Below are 22,640 nucleotides of genomic sequence, written 5' to 3'. Positions count from 1 at the left end.
GATGAGGTAACAAAGCGTTGACGTGACGATGCGTCTGTCGCTACGTTGACGCAACGAAACGTCAGCGGCGTCCAGCGAGGGACGCCACGGGATCGCGGTGCGGACGCCGCACTACGGAAGGACACCGTTGACCTCCAGCACCGCCACGCCCCGCTCCGTGCTCCTGCGCTCGTCGTGGGCGAACGTGAACATCGGCGACGTCGCACACTCGCCGGGTCTCATCGCCGCCCTGCTCGACGCCGAGCCCGACGCCCGCATCACGCTGTGGCCGATGCGCCTCGGCGAGCGTGAGGAGGCGATGATCCGCCGGGCGATCCCGACCGTCACGATCGTGCGGGGCGACCTCGACGAGGCCGGGGTGCCGACGACGCCGGAGCTCGCCGCGGCGTGGGACGGCGCGGACGTCTTCGTGCACGGCTCGGCGGCGAGCGCCTCGCTCGTGCCGGAGCTGGCCGTGTGGCGTGAGCGGTCCGGCCGCCCGTACGGCTACGGCGGCGTGACGGTCGACCCGTTCTCCCCTCCTGCCTGGGGCTCGCTCGAGCGGTTGCGCGTCATGACGCAGGACCTGCCGGCGACGTTCCTCGAGGACGACGCCCGCGCGATCATCGACGGCGCCGAGTTCCTGTTCGCGCGAGACTCGATCAGCCTCGAGTACCTGCGCTCCCAGAGGGCACGCCCCGGGGTGCTCGAGTTCGGACCGGACGGCACGTTCGCCTATCGCTACCGCGACGACGCTGCGGCCGACGCCTTCCTGGTCGCGCTGGGTCTCACGGCCGGGGAGTTCGGGTGCTTCGTGCCCCGGCTGCGGTACACGCCGTACCCGGACATCTACGGAACGGAGCGCACCCGGGAGTTCGACCGCCGGTACGCGATCAACGCCGGCACCGTCGGCCTCGACCTCGACACTCTCGCCGCCGCGATCGCCACCTGGGTCCGTTCCACGGGCCAGCGGGCCGTCGTCGTGCCCGAGATGAGCTACGCGGTGGAGCTGGCGCAGGACGAGCTGTTGCCACGCGTCCCGGACGACGTCGTCGACCAGGTCACCGTCCTCGACCGGTACTGGCCGCTCGAGGAGGCGACCGCCGTCTACGCCCGCGCCCGCGCCGTCGTCAGCATGGAGTGCCACTCGCCGATCCTCGCGTCGGTCCATGGCACGCCCACGCTCTACGTGCGTCAGCCCACCGACACCGTCAAGGGTGAGATGTACGCCGACCTCGGCGGGGCGGACGTCGTGGTCGAGATCGAGCCGGACGGCCCGGAGGGCGCGGCCGCGGCCGTCGAAGCGCTCCTCGAGGACGAGGCCGCGTCCCGGGCGACGTCGTCGGCGATGAACGCCGCGGCCGTCGGCCGCCTGCGGGAGGTCGCCCGCACCATCCTGTTCGGCGAGGGGGCATCCGAGTTCACCCGAGGGGCCCAGGAGGCAGACCTTGTCTCAACTCGCTGAACGGCCGCCTCGGAAGTCCGTGCGGAAGGGCTCGCCGCCGGCGGCGACCACCCGCCCGGCGCGACGCCCCGGCCAGACCCTCGCCCGCTGGCGGCGGGACCGGCTCCTTCTGCTGCTGGCCGCCCCGGGCGTGCTGGTGGTGCTGGTGTTCCACTACCTCCCCCTGCTGGGCAACGTGATCGCCTTCAAGGGGTATCTGCCGTTCTTGACGATCGCGGAGAGTCCCTGGGTCGGCTTGGACAACTTCCAGGTGATCTTCTCGGGTGACCCACTGTTCGTGAACGCGTTGACGAACACGTTGATCATCACGCTGATCCAGGTGCTGTTCGTGTTCCCGCTGCCGCTCGCGCTCGCCCTTCTCCTCAACGAGGTCATCTCCGAGCGGCTCAAGCGGATCGTGCAGTCCGTCCTCTACATGCCGCACTTCCTGTCCTGGGTGATCGTGGTCGCGTTGTTCCAGCAGATCCTCGGGAACGCGGGCATGGTGAACACGCTCCTGCGAGAGCACGACATGACGACGTTCTCCATCATCGGCGTGCCGGAGCTGTTCGAGGTCCTCATCACCAGCCAGGTGATCTGGAAGGACACCGGGTGGGGCACGATCATCTTCCTGGCTGCCATCTCGCGGGTCGACACCTCCCTGTACGAGGCGGCGGCGATGGACGGCGCCGGCGCGCTGCGGCGCATGTGGCATGTCACGCTGCCGGCGATCCGGTCCGTGTTCATTCTGCTGCTGATCCTGCGGCTCGGGGACGCCCTCACGGTCGGCTTCGAGCAGATCATCCTGCAGCAGGGCGCGGTCGGCGCGACGGCGAGCGAGGTCCTCGACACCTACGTCTACAACCACGGAATCGTCGGCGGCAACTGGGGCCAGGCGGCCGCCGTCGGCCTCACGAAGGGTGTCATCTCAGTGCTCTTGGTGCTGGGTGCGAACACGCTCGCGCACAAGTTCGGTGAGCGGGGGGTGTACCAGAAGTGACCACGACCTCCCCCCTGGGGCTCACGACCAAGCCGCGAAAGGCGGGGCCGTCGACGTCCACCGGGCGCCCGGTCTGGATGGGGCCTCCGAACCGGGCGCTGACAGCCTTGCGCGGCCTCATCCTGACGATCGGTTGTGCCGTCGTCATCCTCCCGTTCCTCGCCGTGGTCTCGACCTCGCTCGCCACGCAGGAGGAGGTGACCGAGAACGGCGGTTTCGTGCTGCTCGTCCGTGAACCGACCCTCGCCTCCTACCAGGCGATCCTGTCCGGCGGCGTGGTCACCCGCGCACTGCTCATCAGCATCATCGTGACCATCGCCGGCACGCTGCTGTCGTTGGCATGCACCATCGGGCTCGCCTACGCGCTGTCACGGCCCGGATCGCTCGGTTCACGCCCGATCTTGCTGGCGGTTCTCTTCACGATGCTGTTCAGCCCCGGCATGATCCCGATGTATCTCGTGGTCAAACAGCTCGGCCTACTCGACAACCTGCTGGCGTTGATCCTCCCGGTGCTCATCAACGCCTTCAACGTCATCGTCATGCGGGAGTTCTTCCTCGACATCCCGGACGAGCTGATGGAGAGCGCCCGCATCGACGGCGCGAACGACCTCAGGATCCTGGTGCGCATCGTGTTGCCGCTGTCCAAGGCCGTGATCTCCGTCATCGGGCTGTTCTACGCCGTCGGCTACTGGAATGCGTTCTTCAACGCCCTGCTGTACATCAGCTCGCCCGAAAAGTGGCCCCTGCAGCTGGTCCTGCGGACCTACGTCGTCAACGAGACCCCGATGGGTGTCGATCAGGTCTCCGCCGGCTCCGACAGCCTGCCACCGCAGCTGTCCATCCAGATGGCGATCCTCGTCATCTCGGTCGTCCCCATCCTCCTCGTCTACCCGTTCCTCCAGAAGCACTTCACCAAGGGGCTCATGATCGGCGCCGTCAAGGGCTGACCACCTGTTCTTCATCCCGTCCTCGATGTAGCGGAAGGAATCCCATGTCCGGCACCATCTCTCGTCGTAGGTTCCTGGGCACCACCGGCGCTTTCGCGGCGATGGGCCTGTTGGGGGCCTGCTCAGGCTCGCCGAGCAGTCAGTCGCCGAATGGGGGATCCACCGGTGGCGGTGGTGCCGGCGACGGACTGCTGCCGACGTACCGGCCATTCGACAAGTTCCCGCCCGACCTCGCCTCGAGCAACCCGGACGTGGCCCCCGGCTACTTCTCGTATCCGGATCCGCCCACGGCGACCACCAGCGGGGTTCCGGCATCCGGTGATCCGATTCGGGCGCTGACCTTCACGTATGATCCGGTCGCTCCCGAGCTTGCCGACAACACGCTGTGGCAGAGCATCAACGAGGCGCTCGGCACCGAGCTGGACCTGGAGTACGCGCCCGCGGCGGACTACAACGCCCGGTTCGCGACCACGATCGCCGGCAACGACCTGCCCGACCTCGTGGCGATCAGGGGTCAGCAGCAGCAGATGCCGGCGATGCTGGCGGCGAAGTTCACCGACCTCACCGAGTACCTCTCCGGCGACGCCGTGCTGGACTACCCGAACCTCGCGGCACTACCGACGCCGGCCTGGCTGAGCACCGTGTACGACGGCAAGCTCTGGGGCGTCCCGGTGCCGCGCTCGCTGATCGGCAACGTGCTGTACACACGTGCGGACCTCCTCGAGCGGGCGGGCCTGTCCTTGCAGCCGGAGTCGCTCGAGGAGTTCACCGAGATGGCGCAGGCCCTCACCAACGATCGGGAGGGTCGCTGGGCCTTCGGACAGGCGCCCCTGTCGGTGCTGCTCGAGACGAACGGCATCGCGAACCCATGGTCGGTCGACGACAGCGGCGTCTTCACCTTCAATGGCACCCTGCCGGGATACGAGCAGGCCCTGGCCGACTCGGTCGCCCTCAACGACCTGGGGGTCGTGCACCCGGACGGCAACGCCGTTCAGAACACCCAGCGCAACGAATGGATGATGGCGGGCACGACCGCGTTCCAGATCGGTCTCTACGCGGGTTGGCCCAAGTTCTACGTGCAGGGGGCCGACATCGAGGGCTTCCGCCTGACGGGCATGCTCTCCCCCGCACGCGAGGCCGGCGGGGAGATGGTGCGCACCGCCGGCCCCTCGGCCTCGCACTTCTCGGCCATCGCCAAGCAGGACGACCCGGAGCGCCTCGCCGAGATCCTTCGGGTGCTCGACTGGCTGGCCGCGCCCTTCGGCAGCACCGAGTACATCACCCGCCGGTTCGGTCAGGAGGGTGGGACCTTCACCTTCGACGGTCCGGATCCGGTGCTCACATCACAGGGCATCAACCAGGCGACGCTGCCAGTGCGGTACATCACGGAGAACTCACCGGTGATCTTCGAGTCGCGCAACGAGCAAGCCGTCCAGGATCAGTTCGACCACCAAGAGGCGGGTCTGCAGTACACCGTGCCCAACCCGACGGAGGGGCTCTACTCCGAGACCGCCGTCAGCGAGGGTGCCAGCGCGCAGCAGGCGCTGACCGCGACCGAGCTCGAGATCGTCCTGGGAAACCGGCCGGTGACCGATTGGGCCGCCGCGGTCGAGAGCTACATGTCCGCCGTCGGCAACACGATCAAGGCCGAGTACGAGGAGGCGTGGACTCAGCTCAACGGCTGACGCCACGGATGGTTCGGAAGCACCGGGTGGACACCTTCACAGCAAAGGAGTCACGGAGATGCAACGAAGCACTTCTCGGCGGAGCGGCCGCCGTCGTGCCCAGGTGATGGCCGGCGCGGCAGTCACGCTGGCCGTGGTGGCGACGGGTCTGTCGTCGGTTCCGGCCGCTGCGTCCGACATGTCGGATCTCGGCGAGCTTCTCGACCTGACCCGTCCGGAGCTCGCCGACGTCGCGGCAGAGCTCGCGGCCGGCGATGAGGCGGGCGCCGCCGACGAGCTCAAGGACTACTACGCGGGCCGCACGGGTATCGAGTACCCGACTCCGGGAGCGGCGGGAGTCGGTGACGCGACCGCCGACGAGCTCGCCGCCGGGATCTTCCGGTTCGGCACCGAGACCCGCGACTTCTACGACGACGCCGAGCAGCGGATCGACGTCGACTGGCAGGACACCTGGGGCGGGACGGAGACCGCCCCCGGCAGCGCACAGGTCCTGATGAGCGACTTCGCCTTCATGCCGACACTGGCGAGCGCCTACGTGAACGAGAACGACCCGGAGAAGCGTGCGGCGTATGCGAAGGCGTGGATGGAGATCTCGCTGGACTTCTTCGCCGACAACCCGAGCTGGCCGCAGGCCCGCAATCTTTCGGCCGGCAAGCGGCTGAGCCAGCTCGTCAGCGCGTTCTCCGTGTTCCGGACGGAACCGACCACCGACGCGGGCGACCTGGTGACGTACCTGTCCGGCGTGCACGAGACGACCGACTTCCTCACGCAGGTTCTGCAGGTCCACGTGGGAAACAACTGGTACATGTCGATGGCTCGCTCGATCTACTTCGCGGCGGTGTACCTGCCCGAGTTCACGACATCCGTCGGCTGGGAGTCGTTCGCCGTGCGGTCCGTCGAGCGGTTCCTGCGCGCGTACATGCAGAGCGACGGCGTGTACCGCGAGCCGACGTTCAACTATCAGGCCTACGTGGCGGACCTGATCAACACCATGATCGGCGTCGCGGATGCCAACGGGCGGAAGCTTCCCGATGCGATCGTCCAGTCGGCGGACTGGATCGCGGACGTGCTGTTCGCGACCCGGAAGCCGGATCTCGAGGCCGCGCTGATCGGCGACACCCCGAACACCGACGCGGGCAGGAGCGCCATTCGGGTGACCGGTGAACGCCACTCGTGGTCCGACTTCACCTGGGTCGCCTCCGGTCGAACCGAGGGGACGACCCCGGCACTGGGGTCCACGCTGTATCCGATCAGCTTCGCCGTTCAGCGCTCGGGGTGGGACGCCGATGCGCAGTACATGCTGATCAACAACCACAACTCCAGTTACACCGCCTCGCACCGGCATCCGGACGACCTCAGCCTGGTGATGTCGGCGTACGGGCGTCCGCTGATCGTCGACTCCGGCGTGGGCGACTACAGCGCGACCCCGACGAACGACTGGATGCGCAGAACGACCGAGGCGCACAACACGATCGAGGTCGACGGAGAGCCGCAGGCCGCCGGCGTCACCCGCGCGATGTCGCTCTGGCGGTCGAGTGCGGGTCTCGACGTCTACCGCGGTCAGGCGATGGGCTACCAGCCGGTCACCCACGACCGGGTCGTCTATTTCGTCAAGCCAGGCTTCTGGGTGGTCTCCGACGACCTCACCGGTGACACCGCCGCGCACGACTATCGGCAGCTCTGGCACTTCCCTGGTGATCCGGTCACCGTCGACCCGGCGACGAACGTCGCCACGGTCGGGTTCGACACCGTGCCCGGCGCCGCACCGGGTGCCGGGGTGCAACTCGTTCCCGTGACCACGGCCGGCGTCGAGGTCGCGCCGAGCGTCCACGAGGACGGCGCCGTGCGCGTGGGCGAGGACGTGCTCACAGACGTCGACTATCTGTCCTACGACTGGTCCGCCACCGGCGCCACGGGACTGGACACCATCGTGTTTCCCGGCAAGGCCGGCCCGGCGCCCTCGGTGACGGCGACCCGCATCGAGCTGCCCGGGGTGGATCACTCCGTGGCGACCGCGATGGAGATCGACCTGCCGCACGAGACCGGCCGCTTCTACCTCTCGCGCGAGGAGACGCCCTCGTCGCGGGAGTTCGGGACCGCCGCGACCGACGCCGAGACCGCGTATCTCCAGCGTACCGTGCACGGCAGGCTCACGCGGTACGCGCTGACCCGAGGGTCGTCGCTGGTCGACGACGGGGACACCGTGCTCGACGCGTCCGGAGTGGTGTCCGACGTCAGCGTGGAGCTGCGGGGCGGGACCGCCCGGATCTCGCTCGGGGACCCGTTCACCGGCACACTCACGATCAACGCGCCGACGGCGAGGGTGGTGAAGGTGAACGGCACCCCGACCGCGTTCACTCGTTCCGGTGACCTCGTGACCGTGACGGTCCAGCCGGCCTTCGCCCCGACGCCCGTGCTCGACGAGGAGTTCGAGGACGCGAGCCTGGACCGCACCGTCTACGGCTTCGACGGCGGATTCGAGGGCTGGACGCCGGTGCAGGGCACCTGGGAGCTGGGCGGCGATCCATCGAACACCGAGCTGGCACAGACCTCGAGCGCGGACATGCAGGCGTTCGCCATGCTGCAGGACGTGCCGGATGACGTGATCGTGTCCGCGGACATCGATCCCGGCACCGCTGGCCAGGCGACCGCCCGGACCGGCCTGGCGTTCCGTTACCACGATTCCCGCAACTACTACCGGGCCAACGTTCTCAGTACACCGGCGGGCGCGAAGCTGCAGCTCGTCAAGGTCTACAACGGGACGTCCACGCTCCTTGCGGAGACCGACGTGGAGCTGAAAGCCAACGACCCCTACACGTTGACCGTCTCCGCGGCCGGGCGCCACTTGGTCGCCACCGTCGGCGACACGTCGATCTCCGCGAACGACAGCCAACTGCCGACCGGCGGGGCTGCGGCCTACACGCATCGGCGGGCCGCGACCTTCGACGACATCACGATCACCGAGGCACTCGATCAGGCGACCTGGCGCGGGATCCGGGGCCACGTGTCCGTCGGCTCGGGTCGGCTGACCCTCACGCCGGTCGATGGCCGAGCGCACGTGCTCGCCGAATCGACACTGCCGGCGCGGTTCTCCCAGCAGTGCGACTACGTCGCGGAGACCACGGTCACGATCAACGGCGTCGGCACAGCCGGCATCTCGCTGCGCGACACCACGGACTCCTACGGCTACCGGATCCACATCGGCAGGACGAGCAGCGGTACCCGATACGCGAGCATCATCCGCGAGGCCCACAGGTCGGGCCCGGTCACGGTGGACACGGTCTCTCTCACTGACCCGCTCAACGGTCCCGTCCGGCTCGGTGCCGCCGTTCACGGCGACCGCATCACCGCGACGTTGAACGGCGTACAGATCCTGGAGGGTCGCGACACCGTGGTGCGAAGCGGCGGCGTCGGGCTCTACGCCACCACGCAGAGCACGTTCGACGACCTCACCGTCGCCCAGTCCTGCGGAGGGAAGGACGGATGATCTCCCGTGACCTGCCCGTTCCGGCACCGCCCGCGGACATCGCGGCGCTCATCACGCCGAGCCACCCGCGCCTGATGGTCGACGACGCGGCGCTCGCCGGGATCGCCGAGCGCATCGCGTGCGACGACCTCACCGCGCAGCTGTACGACGACCTGATCGCGCAGGCGGACGCGCAGCTCACCATGCCGGCCTCCGGGTACGAGTTCCCCGACGGGCGCACGCTGCTCATCGTCACCCGCGAGGTCCAGACGCGCCTCTACTCGCTGGCGATGGCGTACCGGCTCACGCAGGACGAGCGGTACGCGGCGCGCGCGTACGAGGAGATGGCGGCCGTCGCCGCGTTCCCGGACTGGAATCCGGAGAGTTTCCTGTCCGTCGCGGAACTCATGCACGCGTTCGCGGTGGGCTACGACTGGCTGCACGGGTACCTCGACGAGGCGCAGCGCCAGGTCGTGCGCGACGCGATCGTCAGGTTCGGGCTGGAGCCCGCGATCGCACAGCACGAGTCCGGGGCGTCGTGGACCACGAGGACGAACAACTGGAACATCGTGTGCAACGGCGGGACGATCATGGCCGCGCTCGCCATCGGCGTCGAGGAGCCGGAGCTCGCGAACGAGGCGATGCACCTCGCGTTCGGCTCGCTGCCCGTGGCGCTCGCGCGGTACGGGCCGGACGGCGGCTACCCCGAGGGCGCCACGTATTGGGGCTACGCCACCCGGTTCCTCGTGCCGGTCATGGCGTCGCTCGAGACGGCGGTCGGTGACGATTTCGGCATCACGGAGACCGCGGGGCTCGGCCGCACGGTCGACTTCGGGATCTACCTGACCGGCCCGGCGGGCCAGCCATTCAACTACTACGACGCCCCCAGCGGCGCCCGCCCCGGGAGGACCGCCGCGCACTGGCTCGCCGCGCACTACGGCGAGCCGGCCTACGCGTGGTGGGCCGAGCAAGGAGCCGTAGGGCAGTCGCGTCCGCTTCCCCCGCTGCACCTGATGTGGCAGGGACTGATCGATGCCGTGCCGCCGGACGAGGCCGGCCTGCCGCTGGACCGCGAGTTCGAGGCCATCTCCACCTTCCTCTCGCGCAGCGCGTGGAACAGCACGACCGCGAACTTCTTCGGGTTCAAGGCGGGGGACAACGCGACCAGCCACGCCGACCTCGATCTGGGCACGTTCGTGCTCGACGCGCTCGGTACACGGTGGGCCACGGAGCTCGGGCCGGAGAGTTACGACCTGCCCGGGTACTGGTCGGCCGGTCCCGAGGGCCGTCGCTGGACCTACTACCGCAAGCGTCCCGAGGGACAGAACACGCTCGTCATCAACCCCGACGCGACGCCCGGTCAGGCCGTCGACGCGAGGGGGACGCTCGTGGCGACCGGCTCGAGCCCGGACGCGAGCTTCGCCGTCGCCGACCTGTCGGAGGCGTACACGGCCCAAGGCGTGACGAGCTGGCGACGCGGCATGGCGCTGATCGACGGCCGGAGCCGCTTCGTCGTGCAGGACGAGGTCATGGCGTCCTCCCCGGTCGAGGCGTGGTGGTTCATGCACACGTCCGCCGACATCGACGTCGCGGCCGACGGCCGGTCCGCCACACTCACCCTCGACGGCCGGCAGCTGCGAGCCGTCCTGCTCGATGCGGCCGACGGCGCCCGGTTCTCGGTCATGGACGCCGTGCCGCTGCCGACGTCGCCGAATCCGGACGGCCAGACGCCGAACGCCGGCGTCCGCAAGCTCGTCGTCACGGGGCCGGAGGTGGCGCAGTTCCGCCTCAGCGTGCTCCTCGAGCCGCTGCCCACGGGCGTGCACGGGCCGGAGCCCGCCGTGGCGGACCTCGCGGACTGGGCGGTGGCGCCCGCCCTCGATGTCGCTGCCAATCCCGGGTAACCAGGGGATCCGGCCACTAGGACGACGAAGCGGCGGGGCCTGCAGGGCTCCGCCGCTTCTCGTTGGTGGGAGTGCGCCATCAGGTGTGCGCCATCAGGGACTCGAACCCCGAACCCGCTGATTAGGGTGATTAGGATCCACTGGGTGTATAGGGATCATCAAAAATAAGGTGCAGGCGGCCTGAGCTGCGATGATGCGTCATGCGGCATCATCTGAAATCAGCCCAGCTCATCGTGAAAGTGGGGGATAAGTGGGGTACACCTGGGGGACAGCAACGTGAAGCGATGGGCTGGCGGAGGCTTCCGACGCCCGGTGCTCTGAGCCCTCGCCGTTCTCCATCCAAATTGCACCGTCGGCAGCCCGGTGCTTGACTTCGATCCAACCTCTTCTCGGCGCGCACGAGTCGGCAGCCTAAACGCACGTCTCCTAGGGTGTGTCTCCCATATCTGTGATGAGTCGCGCTGCATGATCGCAGTGTGAGTTCGTCTCGGTTTGAGTCGTTGACCGAAGTGACGTCCGGCAGAGTGGTGTACCGATCCCGGTGAGCGTGTCGCTGTAGATGTGGGTGACGGCCACCGGGTGATCCTTCGAGTGATCTCTCACAACCGACTCGAAGAAGGACACCAACGATGACCGTCAGGACCAGTATCGACCCTGCCCGCCTGCTCGAGGAACAGCTGGCCCAGGCCAGCCCGGATCTGTTGCGCGAGTTGCTGCAGACGTTCATCAACACGCTGTTGTCGGCCGAGGCTGACGCGGTGTGTGGTGCGCAGTACGGCACGACCAGCCCGGAGCGGGTGAACCGGCGGAACGGCTACCGGCACCGCGACTTCGACACCCGTGCCGGCACGATCGATGTCGCGGTGCCCAAGCTGCGTCAGGGGTCCTACTTCCCCGAGTGGCTGCTCGAGCGCAGGAAGCGGGCCGAGCGGGCACTCACCTCGGTGGTGGCGACCTGCTACCTGCTCGGGGTGTCCACCCGGCGGATGGACAAGCTGGTGCAGTCGTTGGGCATCACGGCCCTGTCGAAGTCGCAGGTTTCGGAGATGGCCAAGGACCTCGACGCGCACGTGGAGCAGTTCCGCACCCGCTCGCTGGCCGACGCCGGGCCGTTCACGTTCGTCGCCGCCGACGCACTCGTGCTCAAGGTCCGCGAGGGTGGCCGGGTCGTCGCAGTCCACGCGCTGGTCGCGACCGGCGTGAACGCCGACGGGCACCGCGAGATCCTCGGCATCCACGTGACCACCAGCGAGGACGGCGCCGGCTGGCTCGCCTTCTGCAGAGATCTGACCGCCCGCGGCCTCACGGGGGTCAAGCTCGTCACGTCCGATGCCCACCGCGGGCTGACCTCCGCGATCGAGGCGACTCTGCCGGGTGCGGCCTGGCAACGCTGCCGCACCCACTACGCCGCCAACCTCATGTCAGCGACACCGAAGAACTCGTGGGGCTGGGTCAAGGCCCTGCTGCACTCCATCTACGACCAGCCCGACGCCGAGTCGGTGCATGCCCAGTTCGACCGCGTCGTCGACGCCCTGACCGAGAAACTCCCCGCCGTCGCTGACCACCTCGAACACGCTCGCGCCGACATCCTGGCCTTCACCGCGTTCCCCAAGGAGATCTGGCGACAAATCTGGTCGAACAACCCCAACGAGCGCCTCAACCGCGAGATCCGCCGCCGCACCGACGTGGTCGGGATCTTCCCCGACCGGCCCTCGATCATCCGCCTCGTCGGCGCCGTCCTGGCCGAACAGCACGACGAGTGGGCCGAAGGCCGCCGCTACCTCGGACTCGACGTCCTCACCCGCTCCCAGGCCGTCGCAACAGCCGAGCAGGAGGTGACCGACGAGGAGCTGACCCTGCAAGCCATCACGGCCTGAAGCACAACGACGAGGGATCAGACCTCGTACACCACGTCACCGGACTTGACCTTGACCGATGCTCAGTGGGAGCAGATCGAGCCGTTGCTGCCGTCGAACGCGGGGCGGCGGGGCCACCCGTTCTGGGATAACCGGCGGGTGGTGGAGGGGATCGTCTACCGGTACCGGACCGGGATCCCGTGGCGGGACCTGCCCCGAGAGCCATTCGGGCCGTGGAAGACGGTCTGGAAGCGGCACCGCCGATACGCCGAGGATGGGACCTGGGACAAGGTGCTGGCCGGGCTGCTTGCCCAGGCGGACGCCGCTGGTCAGATCGATTGGACGGTGTCGGTGGACGCCACGATCAACCGTGCCCACCAGCACGCCACGAACACCACGCGCCCGGAGCGGGACACGGGGGGCGCGGGCGAATCACACGAGTCAGCCTGACGGGTTCGTTCCTAGCCCGATCGGCGGGGAACGTGAACCTGCAGGTCACGGTATCGGCAAGTCGCGTGGCGGACTGACCAGCAAGATCCACTTTGCGGTGGATGGACACGGCCGCCCGCTGGCCGCGGTCATCACCGGCGGGCAGCGCAACGATGGCGTGATGCTTACCGAGGTGCTGGCCGACATCCGCGTCCCTCGCCTGGGGCCGGGCCGGGCCCGCACCACCCCGGACGCGGTGATCGCCGACCGCGCCTACACCTCCGGCGTCAACCGCCAGATGCTCGCAGCCCGGCACATCAAGGCCGTGATCCCGCAGAAGAAGAACGAGATCGCCGCCCGCAAACGCAAGGGCTCGGCCGGCGGGCGACCTCCGGCCCTGGACGAGCAGACCTACAAGCAGCGCAACGTCGTCGAACGCTCCTTCGCTCTGATCAAGCAATGGCGAGGACTGGCCACCCGCTACGACAAGCTCGCGATCACCTACCGCGCCGCCGTCGTGCTGTCCGCCTGCATCACATGGGCGCGCATATAGGAGACACGCTCTAGCGGTCCTGCGCTGTCGGCGCCACAGATCCCGGCCCATGCCTCGACCGTATCCCGGCTTCGTACCCCGGCTGGGACGGGCGATGAGCGGCGGTGCGTCGTGAGCCACCACCCCCTTCCGACAAGTCCGACGCCGAACTAGACGCGGAGCTGGACGCCATCGCAGCCATCTGTCCGCGCCACAAGGCAGAGCCGGACCGGCGCCGTGCGACCGAGCGGCGCAGAGCCAGGCACCACGTGCGGGCGCAGCTGAAACTGGTGACCTCGTAAACCGGCGTGAACACGGCCGAGAGGTCGCCGTGCCCGCGCTGGTGCGACTTCCGGGACGCGCGTCGCCACCCGGACAACCACGTGGTCATCCTGGGTGCCGTCGTGTCGTCGGTGTTCTCCCTAGGGCGTGTCTGGCGGATCTTGTCGTTGGTGGTCGCGGAGCCAGATTCTGATGCTGGCGACGTCGATGGTTCCGCGGTAGACGAAGTCGCGTTTGTCGGTGCGCATGGCCACGGCGCGGTAGCCGCGCAGCTTGTTGATCGTGCGCTCGACGGTGTTGCGGTCGCGGTAGGCGGCGGGGTCGAAGTTCGGGGGCCGGCCGCCGTTGCGGCCGCGGTTGCGGCGTCCACGCTGCTGGCTGCTGGGGGTCGGGATGACCGCGGTGATGTGGTGTTTGCGCAGCCACGCGCGGATGGGCCCGGTGGAGTAGGCCTTGTCGGCCAGCAGCTGGCTGGGCCGGGTGCGTGCCCGCCCGCCGCCGCGGCGGCGGATCGACAATCGGGTGATGAGCGGTTCGAAGGCCAGCGAATCGTTGCGGTTCCCGGCGGTGGTCACCCGCGCCAACGGACGGCAGCGGCGATCAGCGATCAGGTGAAGCTTCGTGGTCAATCCGCCGCGAGAACGACCCAACCCTTCCCGCAGCGGCGGCTTCTTGTCATTCGATGCCGCCCCCCCGTCCGGGCCGGCTGGTCGCCCAGGGCGACCCCCAGCCGCTCGGCAGGCACATCCTTGGGCGGTTCATGCCGCGCGCCCGCGGCATGCTGGTGGGCGCGGACCACCGTCGAGTCCATCGCCACCACCCACCGCCCGGCGTCGTCGGTGTCGCTCCCGGCCTGCAACCCAGCGACGATCCGTTCCCACGTACCATCGGCTGACCAGCGGCGATGCCGCGCATACACGGTCTGCCACGTCCCGTAGTCCGGCGGCAGATCGCGCCACGGGGCGCCGGTCCGGGTCCGCCACAGCACCCCGTTGATCACCATGCGGTGATCCACCCAACGACCGCCCCGGCGCGGACTCCGATCCGGCAACAACGGCTCCAGACCAGCCCACTCCACATCGGTCAGGTCATGTCGATCAAGCACAAACCCGTTCTACCGAGACCAACCAACAAGATCCACTAGACACGCCCTAGTGAAGGTGTTGTCGCTGACGGCCGAATGCGGGCTCGCAGAGACGGAGCCGGTGCCGGCCCCGGTGCGTCATCCGCGACCACGACGGAGCCGCGTGCACGATGCACATCACGTGGGCCAAGGCCGAGCAGGTCGCGCGGCTGCTCGTCGAAGCGTAACGGAGGTACGCGGCATGAGCCTGTCGGGGCTGGCCCGCTGGCTGGGCAAGGCGTCCGTCGTCACGTGAGACGCAACGCGGTGGCGCGGGGGCGTATCGGGCCCAGGATCGCGAACCGCGTGATGGGACCGGGCCGTGAGCAAGGCGATGCGGCGGATCTGGCGCTGACCGACAATAACGGCGGCCCCGGCCGAGTTACTCGGCCGGCCGGGCCGCTCCGCCTATTTGCGCGGGCTTACCCGTCAGATTTCGGCTTGCTTGGTCGATCCATGGACCCTGGCTGCTCAAGTAGGACGCGCTGCGCGGCGGCCTCAAGTTCCTTAAGCTTCTTCTCGGCGGGGTCGGTTGACCTCATGGCGTTGACTGCGGCGGACTTTAGTTGCTGCGGAGAGCCAGCATCCTTGGCCTTCACGACTGCGTCGATACCGCCCGCCTTCTTGAATGCATCAGCGAGTTGGTCGACCACGGATCTAAGTTGTGGCTCGGTCACTACCAAGCGTGCGATCGTGAGCGCGCGTGCGAATCGGGCCCTCGGCTCGCCGGCGCCGCCAGCGAATCCGTACTGCGTCAACGTTTCGTAATCCATCACCGCGGTTGCACCCGCAAGTGCTTGGTGGGCAGGAATCCAAACCTGACCAGCATCAAGTACCTCGGCGATCGCATCACGCTCCTCGATTCGCCGTGCCTCACGTCTGTCGTCGGCGCGTTCCTCGCTTCGGATCCGCTGTGCTTGTCGGTCCCGAATCGCACCGACGATCAGTGTGAGCACGGCGCCGAGGCCAACGCCCAGAATCGTCTCAAGCATGGCTGAACTCCCTGCGCGTCGGTGGTGGGGAAGGCTATAGCGAACCTGGGACACAACGGCTCGCACCCGTTCTGTCCCACCCAAGGAGTACGGTCCGGGCCGCCATCTAATCGATCTTGCCAATGGGGGCGACGTCATGGCGAAGGTACCGCCGTTCCACTCCAGCAACCCGTCCGATCCCGACGTCTACCACGACCGTGACGAGTGCTCGCGCGGCAAGCTGATCCCGCCGCACAACCGCGTCTCGGGGACCGGTGGCTATCCCAGGTGCAAGGTCTGCGGCTACCTCGGGTGACGCACGCAACCACCCCCGTCAGGTGGTGGCCTGGCGGGGGTCGTTCGGCTTCACGGCAGCCGCGCCCGGCCATCTCCCCCGACCTGCTCGCACCGGCTCGGATCGCACGCCGGGTCAGTCTGTCGTTCCGACGGTGAGCCCCCCGCTGGGCCACCGGTCCAGTCAGGCCCGTTCCTGGCGATGCGCTGGCAAACGGCCGTCGATCGCCTCGCGCGGGGCAGACTCGAAGTCCTCGAGCGCGTCACCGATGTTCTTGGTTGCCGCGGCGGCAAACAGGGCATCGGTGACGTCATTCAGTTCGGGGCAGTGCAATCGCACCGCAGAGCGGGCATGGCCAACGTCCAAGGCCAGAGTCTCCCCATCGGGAACGCGATCTCCGTAGGCCTGTATCGCCAGGTGTGACCGCATCGCGGCGGTTGAGAAGTCCAAGACGGCGTCCCTGCGGAGGGCGGCGACACGGTCAGCGCGATCCCGACGGTATTGGAGCCAGTCGTGGAAGGCCGTACCACCGATGCCCAACAGAGCCCCGACGAGCACAAGCACAATCGCGTTCCAGTCCATGCGTCCTTAGCCCGTCAGTTCGTGCCGCCGTCGGGTGCTGGGGGCAGGCCCTTGAACGGTTCGTCGAGGTCGATGCTCGCGTCCTCAAGCCGTTTGCGAATCCCGGACAGCACCGACTCGGGCGAGCGGCCGTTCGCGAGAGCCTGCAGGAGCACCAGGTACGAGAGCTCGGTGTCCAGGAATACGTCGGAGTTGCGCTCGACGACGGCGGCGTAGCCCTGCTTGTCGGTCGGCGGGTTAAGGCCCAGCGCCCAGCCGGCGGCCGTGGCGAGCCGCGCCAGTTCGGCTACGTCGGCGGACTTGTGGATGAGATCGACGGTGACCCGGATGTTGGAGAACGCACGCATGGTCTGCCCCCTCGACGGCCAGTGGAGAGGGCACGCTACAGCCGACCCCGGACAGAACGACTGCGGCGCATCGAAGGCCGACGAGGACGCCCCAGGGCGCGGGCCCATAGTGACCCGAGTTCTGTCCGCCTCCCGGGTAGGGTCGCCGGGCATGGAAGTTGTCACCCTGGTGATCGCGGTTCTCGGCGTTGTTCTGGGCGTCGCCTCGCTCACGTGGCAGATCGTGGCCCACGTCCTAAGCGGCGGTCGCGTGAAGACCGCACTGAAGGTCGGTGCACACTCCGGCGCCGCCATGGTGAGCATGGCGGCGGACAAGGTGACGCCCGAGTCGCTGAATCAGATGGCGACCCAGGGGTTCCCTCAACCGGTCATCGCCGTCGAGGTCCGCAACGTCGGTCGCCTGCCCGTAACCGTCGAGCGATGGGGCATAACGTCCGCCCAAGGGCTACAAGCCATACCGTGGGGAGATTCCATCGGCCCACGCCTTCCGCATCGGCTTGAGTCGGGAGAGTCGGCGACGTGGGCTGTCGACCTAAGGACTGCGTTGGCGCTTTCGAAACATCGCTGCACGTCCTGGGCAAGGGCCAGTCATCGACGCGGATTACCGGCATGGTGGAACTGGCGGACGGTCGCAAGTACAAGACGCCGGAGGCGTTCACCGCAGGGGCATGACGCGAATCGGCATGAGGTCGTCGAAGACAGGTCCGGCGTCCGCTGAGCGCGGTCGAACTCGGCGCCCGTCTCGTCATGTACCCGTCCCCGCCCCACCGCGGCGCGATCACAGTTCATCACCTAGGGCCATGCGCCGGTGCGCGTCGCGAGCGCGTTCGTCGGCGGCGGAGGCGGCGTAGCGGCTGATCATCTCGCGGGAGCGCCAGTCGGCCAGCCGCATGAGGTCGTTCTCCTGGCCGCCGGCGGCGAGCCAGCGGTGGACCATGGTGTGGCGGAACTGGTGCGGGTGGATGTGCGGGATGCCGGCGTCGTCGCAGCGGCGTTCGAGCACCTGTCGGACGCCGGAGTCGGTGAGGCTGCCGCGCTTGCTCAGCCACAAGGCCTTCAACGCCGACTGTGGGTGCTTGGCCCGCGCGCAGCTAATGGCGCAGCACCTCGGCCGTCTTGACCCCGTACCGGCAGGCCCGGCCGCGGCCACCCTTGCCCGTGACGAACGCCATCGACTGTTCACGGTCGACGTCATCTAACTCGAGGCCCAGCAGCTCGCCGGCCCGCATGCCCGTGTCGAGGAACAGCCGGATGACCGCCTCGTCGCGCCGGTTGTAGAACGTGTTGCCCTTGCAGGTCGCGAGCAACGCAGTGAGCTCGTCGACGCCGGAGGAGCCGGGACGACCAGGCCAGGCCCTGGAGGCTGCGTCCCGACTGGCGGCGGCGTGTGGCGTCGCGCCGGGCGAGGGCGCGGTGGTGTCGGTGCCGCTACCGGGACCCAGGGAAGCCGTCGACGTCAGCCGGCGCTGCCTGGTCGCAGGGGTCCGCGTGGGTTGCTTTCGGCCGCCATCCGTCCCTGACGGGATCAGCCGGATCCGCCTCACTGGCCGGGCGGGGCTGACGGGCGATGTGCTGACCAATGCCGGCGAGCTGGTTGCTGCCGTCCTCGGGAAGGCCCGGTGACGGCGCCGAGGGTCGTCGTCGTGACCGGCACCGACGCCGGCGTCGGCAAGACGATCGTGACCGCGGCGCTCGCGGCGATCGCGGCCGGACGGGTGGCCGTGGTCAAGCCGGCCCAGACCGGCGTCCGGCCCGGCGAGCCCGGTGACATTGACGTCGTCCGGGCCATGACCGGGATCGACGACGTTCACGAGCACGCCCGCATGCCCGATGCACTCGCACCAGCCACGTCCGCACGGCTGCGGAACGTGCCGCTGCCCGACATCGCCGAGCACGAGGCGCGGATCGACGACCTCGCGCGGACGCGCGATCGCGTCCTGGTCGAAGGTGCCGGCGGTCTGCTGGTTCGACTTGACGGCGACGGGGCCGACCTCGCCGGCCTAGCGGCCCGGCTGGCGACGCCGTTCGACATCGTCGTGGTGGTTCGCGCGGGGCTCGGCACGCTCAACCACACGGCGCTCACCGTCGACGCACTACGCAGCCGCGGCCTGCCGATCGCCGGCCTGGTGATCGGTTCGTGGCCCGAGACTCCGGACCTCGCCGCCCGACACAACCTCGCAGACCTGCCCGCGACGAGCGGCGCGCCGCTCCTGGGTCGGATTCCCGCGGGCGCTGGCAGGCTGCCGCGGGCGGACTTCGTCGCAGGCGCCCGGGACTGGCTGAGTGATGCGGCGTGGCTGGGCAGTGCCGAGCAGCTGGGCTGCGCCAAGTGACCGGCTGCCCGGTGCAGCACGACCCCGGTCTGCGCCACTGGGTGGTCGAGGACCCGGCGCTGGTGCGCCGGATCCTCCTCGATCCTGAGACGTTCCGCCCCGACAACGCGCTCCAGGCGCACACCCCGCTCACGCCGGCGTCGCTGCGTGTCCTCGCAGCCGCGGGATTTGCGCTTCCGCCGACGCTGGCCAGCAATAGCGGCCTGGCACATCGAGGCATCCGCCGCACGGTGGCCGCGTACTTCAGCCCGCGCAGAGTCGCCGCCGCCGAGCCGCGGATACGGCAGCTGATCACGGCCCGACTGGACGGCATCGCCCGCAGGCTCGCCACGGGCGACACCGTCGACCTGGTCGCAGACGTCGCGGCAGGCCCGCCCGCGTTGGTGCTGCTGGATCTGCTGGGCATCGCCGCGGCCGACGTCGGCGCGCTGTCGAGGTGGAGCCAGCACTCCCTGGAGTTGTTCTGGGGCCAGCCCGACCCGGCCCGCCAGCTCGAGCTCGCCCGGAGCGCTGCCGCCTACTACTGCTGGCTGCGCCAACGCACGGCCGCGGGACGGAAACGGCCCGGCACAAGCGACCTGTTCGGTACGCTCGCCGGATCCCAGCTCTCCGACGAGGAGATCTGCGCGACCGTGTACTTCCTGCTGATCGCCGGCCACGAGACCACGAGCCAACTCGTCTCGGCCGCCTTCGATCGCCTGATCGGAACCGCCGTCACCGATGCCGCCGCGGCGACCGAGCAGGTGCTGCGCGAGGCGTCATCGGTGCCCACCTGGCGCCGGCTCACATCTCGCCCCGTGAACCTCGACAACGTCGAGCTGCCCGCCAAGGCTCCGCTCCTGCTTCGCCTCACCGGCACCGGCGGACCGGGGGATCTGGCCTTCGGCATCGGCGTCCACAGATGCCTCGGCGCACAGCTGGCGCGCATGGAGACCACGGTGGCATTGGAGTGTGCCGCGCCGCTGCTCCCGCGCCTGCGCCGAGCGGAAGCTGCATCCCCCATGATCGACCTGCTGTCGTTCCGCGCGCCGGCCCGGCTGCTTGTGCGTGCATCTGGCCCGGCTTGAGCAGTACGCGCAGGCAATGCCACGCCCGGTGTACAGACTGGGGTCGACTCTCCAGGAAGACCCGCGCCACGGCAACCTGCTGCCCCGGAGCCAGCTCATGGATGCGCGGGTCGGCCCGTATGACTGTCGTCACATCGCCGTCCATCGGCGGCCTCGGCACGTACTCGATGCTGAGGGCTCTTCTACCCGGCGGGCCGCGGTTCTGCCCTCACGTGGATCTGCCGGCGAACTCTGGAGGATCGTGCATGTTCGTACGGATCTCGGCCGTCGCGCTCGCGGCGGGCTTAGTGGTGTCCACCGGTATTGGGCCTGGCGCTGCGTCGCCCGGTGACCAGCCCGCGGCGAGCCGCACGCTCGTCGTCGGCAACGGCGCCAGCAGCGACGTCGCGTCGTTCGCCGTCGGCGCGGACGGGACGCCGGTGCCGACTGGCGTCGTCGAACCCACCGGTGGGCGAGACGGCTCCAACGGCGTTGTGTTCGCCCCCGACGGTGACGTCGCCTACGTGGCCTACCGCGACTCCGGGCGGGTCGCCACCTACGAGGTGGGCGAGAACGGCGAGTTGTCCCTGCTGGCGCCGCCGGTGCCGACCGGCGGCAGCGTCGTTTTCGGCATCGCGATGGCACCCGACGGGCGGTCACTGTACGTCAGCAACGTCGGCTCCGGCACCGTCACTGCCTTCGACATCGCCGCCGACGGCACCCTGGCGCGCCGCGGGAACCCGGTGCCGACGGGGTTCGACAGCCCACGCGGCCTGGTGGTCACCCCGGACGGCCGTTCGCTCTACGTCGGCCACGGCATCCCACTGACCGAGCCGACGAACATCCTCGTCCGCTTCGCGATCGGTCACGACGGCGAGCTACGGCCACGCGGCGTCGTGGCCGAGACGGGCGGCGCGGCGACCGGCATGGGGATCACCCCCGACGGCAAGTTCCTGTACACCGCAACCATCAGCACCGACGAGGTCTACGGCTTCCGCATCCGCCCCGACGGCCGGCTCACCGCCCTGCCCGGGTCGCCGTACGCCGTCGCCGACCACTCCGAGGGCATCGCGATCTCGCCCGACGGGCGGCGGCTGTTCGTCGCCAGCCCGGGCCAGGACCGTCCCGACGCCGGTACGAGCGCGGTCACCGCGTTCGACGTGCGGCCCAACGGCGCGTTGCGCCCGCTCGGGGAGCCGGTCAAGGCCGGACTGGGTCCGGTCGGCATCACCACAAGCCCGGACGGCCGGTTGCTGTTCGTGAGCAACTTCGACTCAAGCGAGCTGTCTGCGTACCGGGTGACATCCGGCGGTCTGGTCCCGACCTCGGACTCCGCGGTGCCGACCGGTGGTCGCGGCCCGGCCTCGCAGTCGCTGGCGATCCGGCCGAACCAGGGCCCTATCGCGGCCATCACAGCCGACGTCGGTCGCGCCGGGACCGTGACCAGGTTCGACGCCACCGGCTCGGCCGACCCGGACGGGAGGGTCGTCCGCTACGACTGGGACTTCGGCGACGGCACCAGACTGCTCGACGGCGGTCCAATGCCCACACACGTGTACCGTTCGCCGGGCGTCCACCTGGCTCGGGTCACCGTCACCGACAGCGAGGGCTGCTCCACCGCCGACGTGTTCACCGGCCAGTCATTCCTGTGTCACGCAACGGCAGCCGGACGAGGCACGGAAACAATCATGGTGCCGCCCCGGCACTGACGCGTCAGCGCCCTTCGGCTGGCCCGCCGGACACCTGGATATGGAACGAGTGTCCGGCGGATCGCCACGTAGACCATCTGAACCGCCTGTATGCGTTCGTGGTGGCTGGCCTGGGGCTGGCGGGCAGGGTTAGCGGCCGGTCGCTCGGCGCCCCGGGGTGACTCCTGAATCGTCTGACCCCTCCGAGGTGTCATGCCCGGGATCTGTCCATCGGGTGCTGGGTGCCGGCGCCGACCCCGGCCCACCACGATGGCTTGATCAGAAGCATGTCCGCCACGGGGATTGCCGTCCCGCGGCGTGGCTCGTTACAGGCCTGCCTCGTAGTGACTCTCACCCTGGGCTGACGCCGGCAACGACGTCCGTCCCAGCGAAGTGAAGGGGAACATCGTCTTGTCCAGTGTGACAACCACTGTGGCTGACTTCTACCGGTACGTGGTCGGGTGGACAGGCACGCCGCGACCCACAGCTACGCCTGAACCGCCCCGGGGTTTCTGGAGGTGTCCGGAAACCCCGGGGCGGTTCACAGAGAACCTGGGGCGCTTCACACTCCCCAAGGGGGTGCGGTACTGTTGCAACGTAGTGTCTAGGGTTCCGTCGCTGTTCTGTTTGCAGGAGCAGCGGGCCTGGTCCGAGCGACACCACCGGTCGCCTGAGAATGACGGCCGGTCATCTTAAGGGATAAAAGCCTGGAGGACCCGGGCTCCCGCGTG

Annotated in this window: 18 protein-coding genes; 12 read left to right on the top strand and 6 right to left on the bottom strand. The window is 69.0% G+C overall.

Annotated elements, in window-relative coordinates; genetic code table 11:
* Positions 1 to 127: 127 nt before the first annotated feature.
* The 8 genes from HD601_RS26690 (at position 128) to HD601_RS26655 (ending at position 13,263) form a co-directional block, all read left to right on the top strand.
* Positions 128 to 1,444, top strand: coding sequence for a polysaccharide pyruvyl transferase family protein (locus tag HD601_RS26690; protein WP_184827093.1), 1,317 nt, complete (start codon positions 128 to 130; stop codon positions 1,442 to 1,444).
* Positions 1,428 to 2,423, top strand: coding sequence for an ABC transporter permease (locus HD601_RS26685; protein ID WP_184827091.1), 996 nt, complete (start codon positions 1,428 to 1,430; stop codon positions 2,421 to 2,423). Before HD601_RS26690 ends, HD601_RS26685 begins: the two co-directional genes overlap by 17 nt.
* A 107-nt stretch (positions 2,424 to 2,530) precedes the next feature.
* The gene (locus HD601_RS26680) at positions 2,531 to 3,370 is read left to right on the top strand and encodes a carbohydrate ABC transporter permease (protein WP_221441333.1); all 840 of its coding nucleotides are present in this window, start codon (positions 2,531 to 2,533) and stop codon (positions 3,368 to 3,370) included.
* A gap of 44 nt (positions 3,371 to 3,414) precedes the next feature.
* Positions 3,415 to 5,055: a substrate-binding domain-containing protein gene (locus HD601_RS26675; RefSeq protein WP_184827089.1), complete on the top strand. Its 1,641-nt coding sequence runs from the start codon at positions 3,415 to 3,417 to the stop codon at positions 5,053 to 5,055.
* A gap of 58 nt (positions 5,056 to 5,113) precedes the next feature.
* Positions 5,114 to 8,542, top strand: a complete 3,429-nt coding sequence (locus HD601_RS26670; protein ID WP_184827087.1) for an alginate lyase family protein — start codon at positions 5,114 to 5,116, stop codon at positions 8,540 to 8,542.
* A complete protein-coding gene (locus tag HD601_RS26665) occupies positions 8,539 to 10,425 on the top strand; it encodes a heparinase II/III domain-containing protein (RefSeq protein WP_184827085.1) in 1,887 nt (628 codons plus the stop codon). Before HD601_RS26670 ends, HD601_RS26665 begins: the two co-directional genes overlap by 4 nt.
* Positions 10,426 to 11,054: 629 nt before the next feature.
* Entirely contained in the window at positions 11,055 to 12,302 is a 1,248-nt protein-coding gene (locus HD601_RS26660) for an IS256 family transposase (RefSeq protein WP_184818915.1), read from the top strand.
* A 45-nt stretch (positions 12,303 to 12,347) separates the two neighbouring features.
* Positions 12,348 to 13,263 (top strand): IS5 family transposase gene (locus HD601_RS26655; RefSeq protein WP_425503444.1). Its coding sequence is split into 2 segments (ribosomal slippage): positions 12,348 to 12,712 and positions 12,711 to 13,263, totalling 918 coding nucleotides; the frame shifts between segments, so codons are not numbered across the junction.
* A 401-nt stretch (positions 13,264 to 13,664) separates the two neighbouring features.
* Here the strand turns inward: HD601_RS26655 and HD601_RS26650 are convergent.
* Positions 13,665 to 14,629 (bottom strand): IS5 family transposase gene (locus HD601_RS26650; RefSeq protein WP_425503412.1). Its coding sequence is split into 2 segments (ribosomal slippage): positions 13,665 to 14,225 and positions 14,228 to 14,629, totalling 963 coding nucleotides; the frame shifts between segments, so codons are not numbered across the junction.
* 440 nt (positions 14,630 to 15,069) lie between these two features.
* Positions 15,070 to 15,639 carry a hypothetical protein gene (locus HD601_RS26645; protein WP_184827083.1) on the bottom strand — a complete coding sequence of 190 codons (570 nt, stop codon included), beginning with the start codon at positions 15,637 to 15,639 and terminating at the stop codon, positions 15,070 to 15,072.
* A 136-nt stretch (positions 15,640 to 15,775) separates the two neighbouring features.
* Between HD601_RS26645 and HD601_RS26640 the strand changes: the two genes are divergently transcribed.
* Positions 15,776 to 15,934 (top strand): hypothetical protein, encoded by a 159-nt coding sequence (locus HD601_RS26640; protein ID WP_184827081.1) that lies wholly within the window; start codon positions 15,776 to 15,778, stop codon positions 15,932 to 15,934.
* Positions 15,935 to 16,096: 162 nt separating this feature from the next.
* Here HD601_RS26640 and HD601_RS26635 read toward each other — a convergent pair whose 3' ends face one another.
* The 4 genes from HD601_RS26635 to HD601_RS36050 all read right to left on the bottom strand — a co-directional run bounded on the left by HD601_RS26635 (position 16,097) and on the right by HD601_RS36050 (position 18,149).
* Positions 16,097 to 16,495 carry a hypothetical protein gene (locus HD601_RS26635; RefSeq protein ID WP_184827079.1) on the bottom strand — a complete coding sequence of 133 codons (399 nt, stop codon included), beginning with the start codon at positions 16,493 to 16,495 and terminating at the stop codon, positions 16,097 to 16,099.
* A gap of 14 nt (positions 16,496 to 16,509) precedes the next feature.
* Complete coding sequence (locus tag HD601_RS26630; RefSeq protein WP_184827077.1) at positions 16,510 to 16,842, bottom strand: hypothetical protein; 333 nt, start codon at positions 16,840 to 16,842, stop codon at positions 16,510 to 16,512.
* 778 nt (positions 16,843 to 17,620) lie between these two features.
* Positions 17,621 to 17,902 (bottom strand): tyrosine-type recombinase/integrase, encoded by a 282-nt coding sequence (locus HD601_RS35115; RefSeq protein ID WP_221441332.1) that lies wholly within the window; start codon positions 17,900 to 17,902, stop codon positions 17,621 to 17,623.
* 31 nt (positions 17,903 to 17,933) lie between these two features.
* On the bottom strand, positions 17,934 to 18,149 hold the full coding sequence (locus HD601_RS36050) for a tyrosine-type recombinase/integrase (RefSeq protein ID WP_221441331.1): 216 nt from the start codon (positions 18,147 to 18,149) through the stop codon (positions 17,934 to 17,936).
* A 336-nt stretch (positions 18,150 to 18,485) separates the two neighbouring features.
* Here HD601_RS36050 and bioD point away from each other — a divergent pair, with 336 nt between their 5' ends.
* The 3 genes from bioD (at position 18,486) to HD601_RS26610 (ending at position 21,930) form a co-directional block, all read left to right on the top strand.
* Positions 18,486 to 19,175, top strand: a complete 690-nt coding sequence (gene bioD / locus HD601_RS26620) for a dethiobiotin synthase (protein WP_343076452.1) — start codon at positions 18,486 to 18,488, stop codon at positions 19,173 to 19,175.
* Positions 19,172 to 20,242 (top strand): cytochrome P450 family protein, encoded by a 1,071-nt coding sequence (locus tag HD601_RS26615; protein WP_184827073.1) that lies wholly within the window; start codon positions 19,172 to 19,174, stop codon positions 20,240 to 20,242. Before bioD ends, HD601_RS26615 begins: the two co-directional genes overlap by 4 nt.
* A 245-nt stretch (positions 20,243 to 20,487) precedes the next feature.
* Positions 20,488 to 21,930, top strand: a complete 1,443-nt coding sequence (locus tag HD601_RS26610) for a beta-propeller fold lactonase family protein (RefSeq protein WP_184827071.1) — start codon at positions 20,488 to 20,490, stop codon at positions 21,928 to 21,930.
* Positions 21,931 to 22,640: the final 710 nt, after the last annotated feature.

Source organism: Jiangella mangrovi, assembly GCF_014204975.1.
In the GTDB taxonomy this organism is placed as follows: Bacteria; Actinomycetota; Actinomycetes; order Jiangellales; family Jiangellaceae; genus Jiangella; species Jiangella mangrovi.
Note: the sequence above shows the minus strand (reverse complement) of the source record. Positions and strands in the feature narration are given on the sequence as shown.

Excerpts from the sequence above, each read along its gene's own strand:
- HD601_RS26675 (WP_184827089.1), top strand. The coding sequence starts at position 3,415 with ATGTCCGGCACCATCTCTCGTCGTAGGTTCCTGGGCACCACCGGCGCT.
- HD601_RS26670 (WP_184827087.1), top strand. The coding sequence starts at position 5,114 with ATGCAACGAAGCACTTCTCGGCGGAGCGGCCGCCGTCGTGCCCAGGTG.
- HD601_RS26665 (WP_184827085.1), top strand. The coding sequence starts at position 8,539 with ATGATCTCCCGTGACCTGCCCGTTCCGGCACCGCCCGCGGACATCGCG.
- HD601_RS26660 (WP_184818915.1), top strand. The coding sequence starts at position 11,055 with ATGACCGTCAGGACCAGTATCGACCCTGCCCGCCTGCTCGAGGAACAG.
- HD601_RS26645 (WP_184827083.1), bottom strand. The coding sequence starts at position 15,639 with ATGCTTGAGACGATTCTGGGCGTTGGCCTCGGCGCCGTGCTCACACTG.
- HD601_RS26640 (WP_184827081.1), top strand. The coding sequence starts at position 15,776 with ATGGCGAAGGTACCGCCGTTCCACTCCAGCAACCCGTCCGATCCCGAC.
- HD601_RS26635 (WP_184827079.1), bottom strand. The coding sequence starts at position 16,495 with ATGGACTGGAACGCGATTGTGCTTGTGCTCGTCGGGGCTCTGTTGGGC.
- HD601_RS26630 (WP_184827077.1), bottom strand. The coding sequence starts at position 16,842 with ATGCGTGCGTTCTCCAACATCCGGGTCACCGTCGATCTCATCCACAAG.
- HD601_RS26610 (WP_184827071.1), top strand. The coding sequence starts at position 20,488 with ATGTTCGTACGGATCTCGGCCGTCGCGCTCGCGGCGGGCTTAGTGGTG.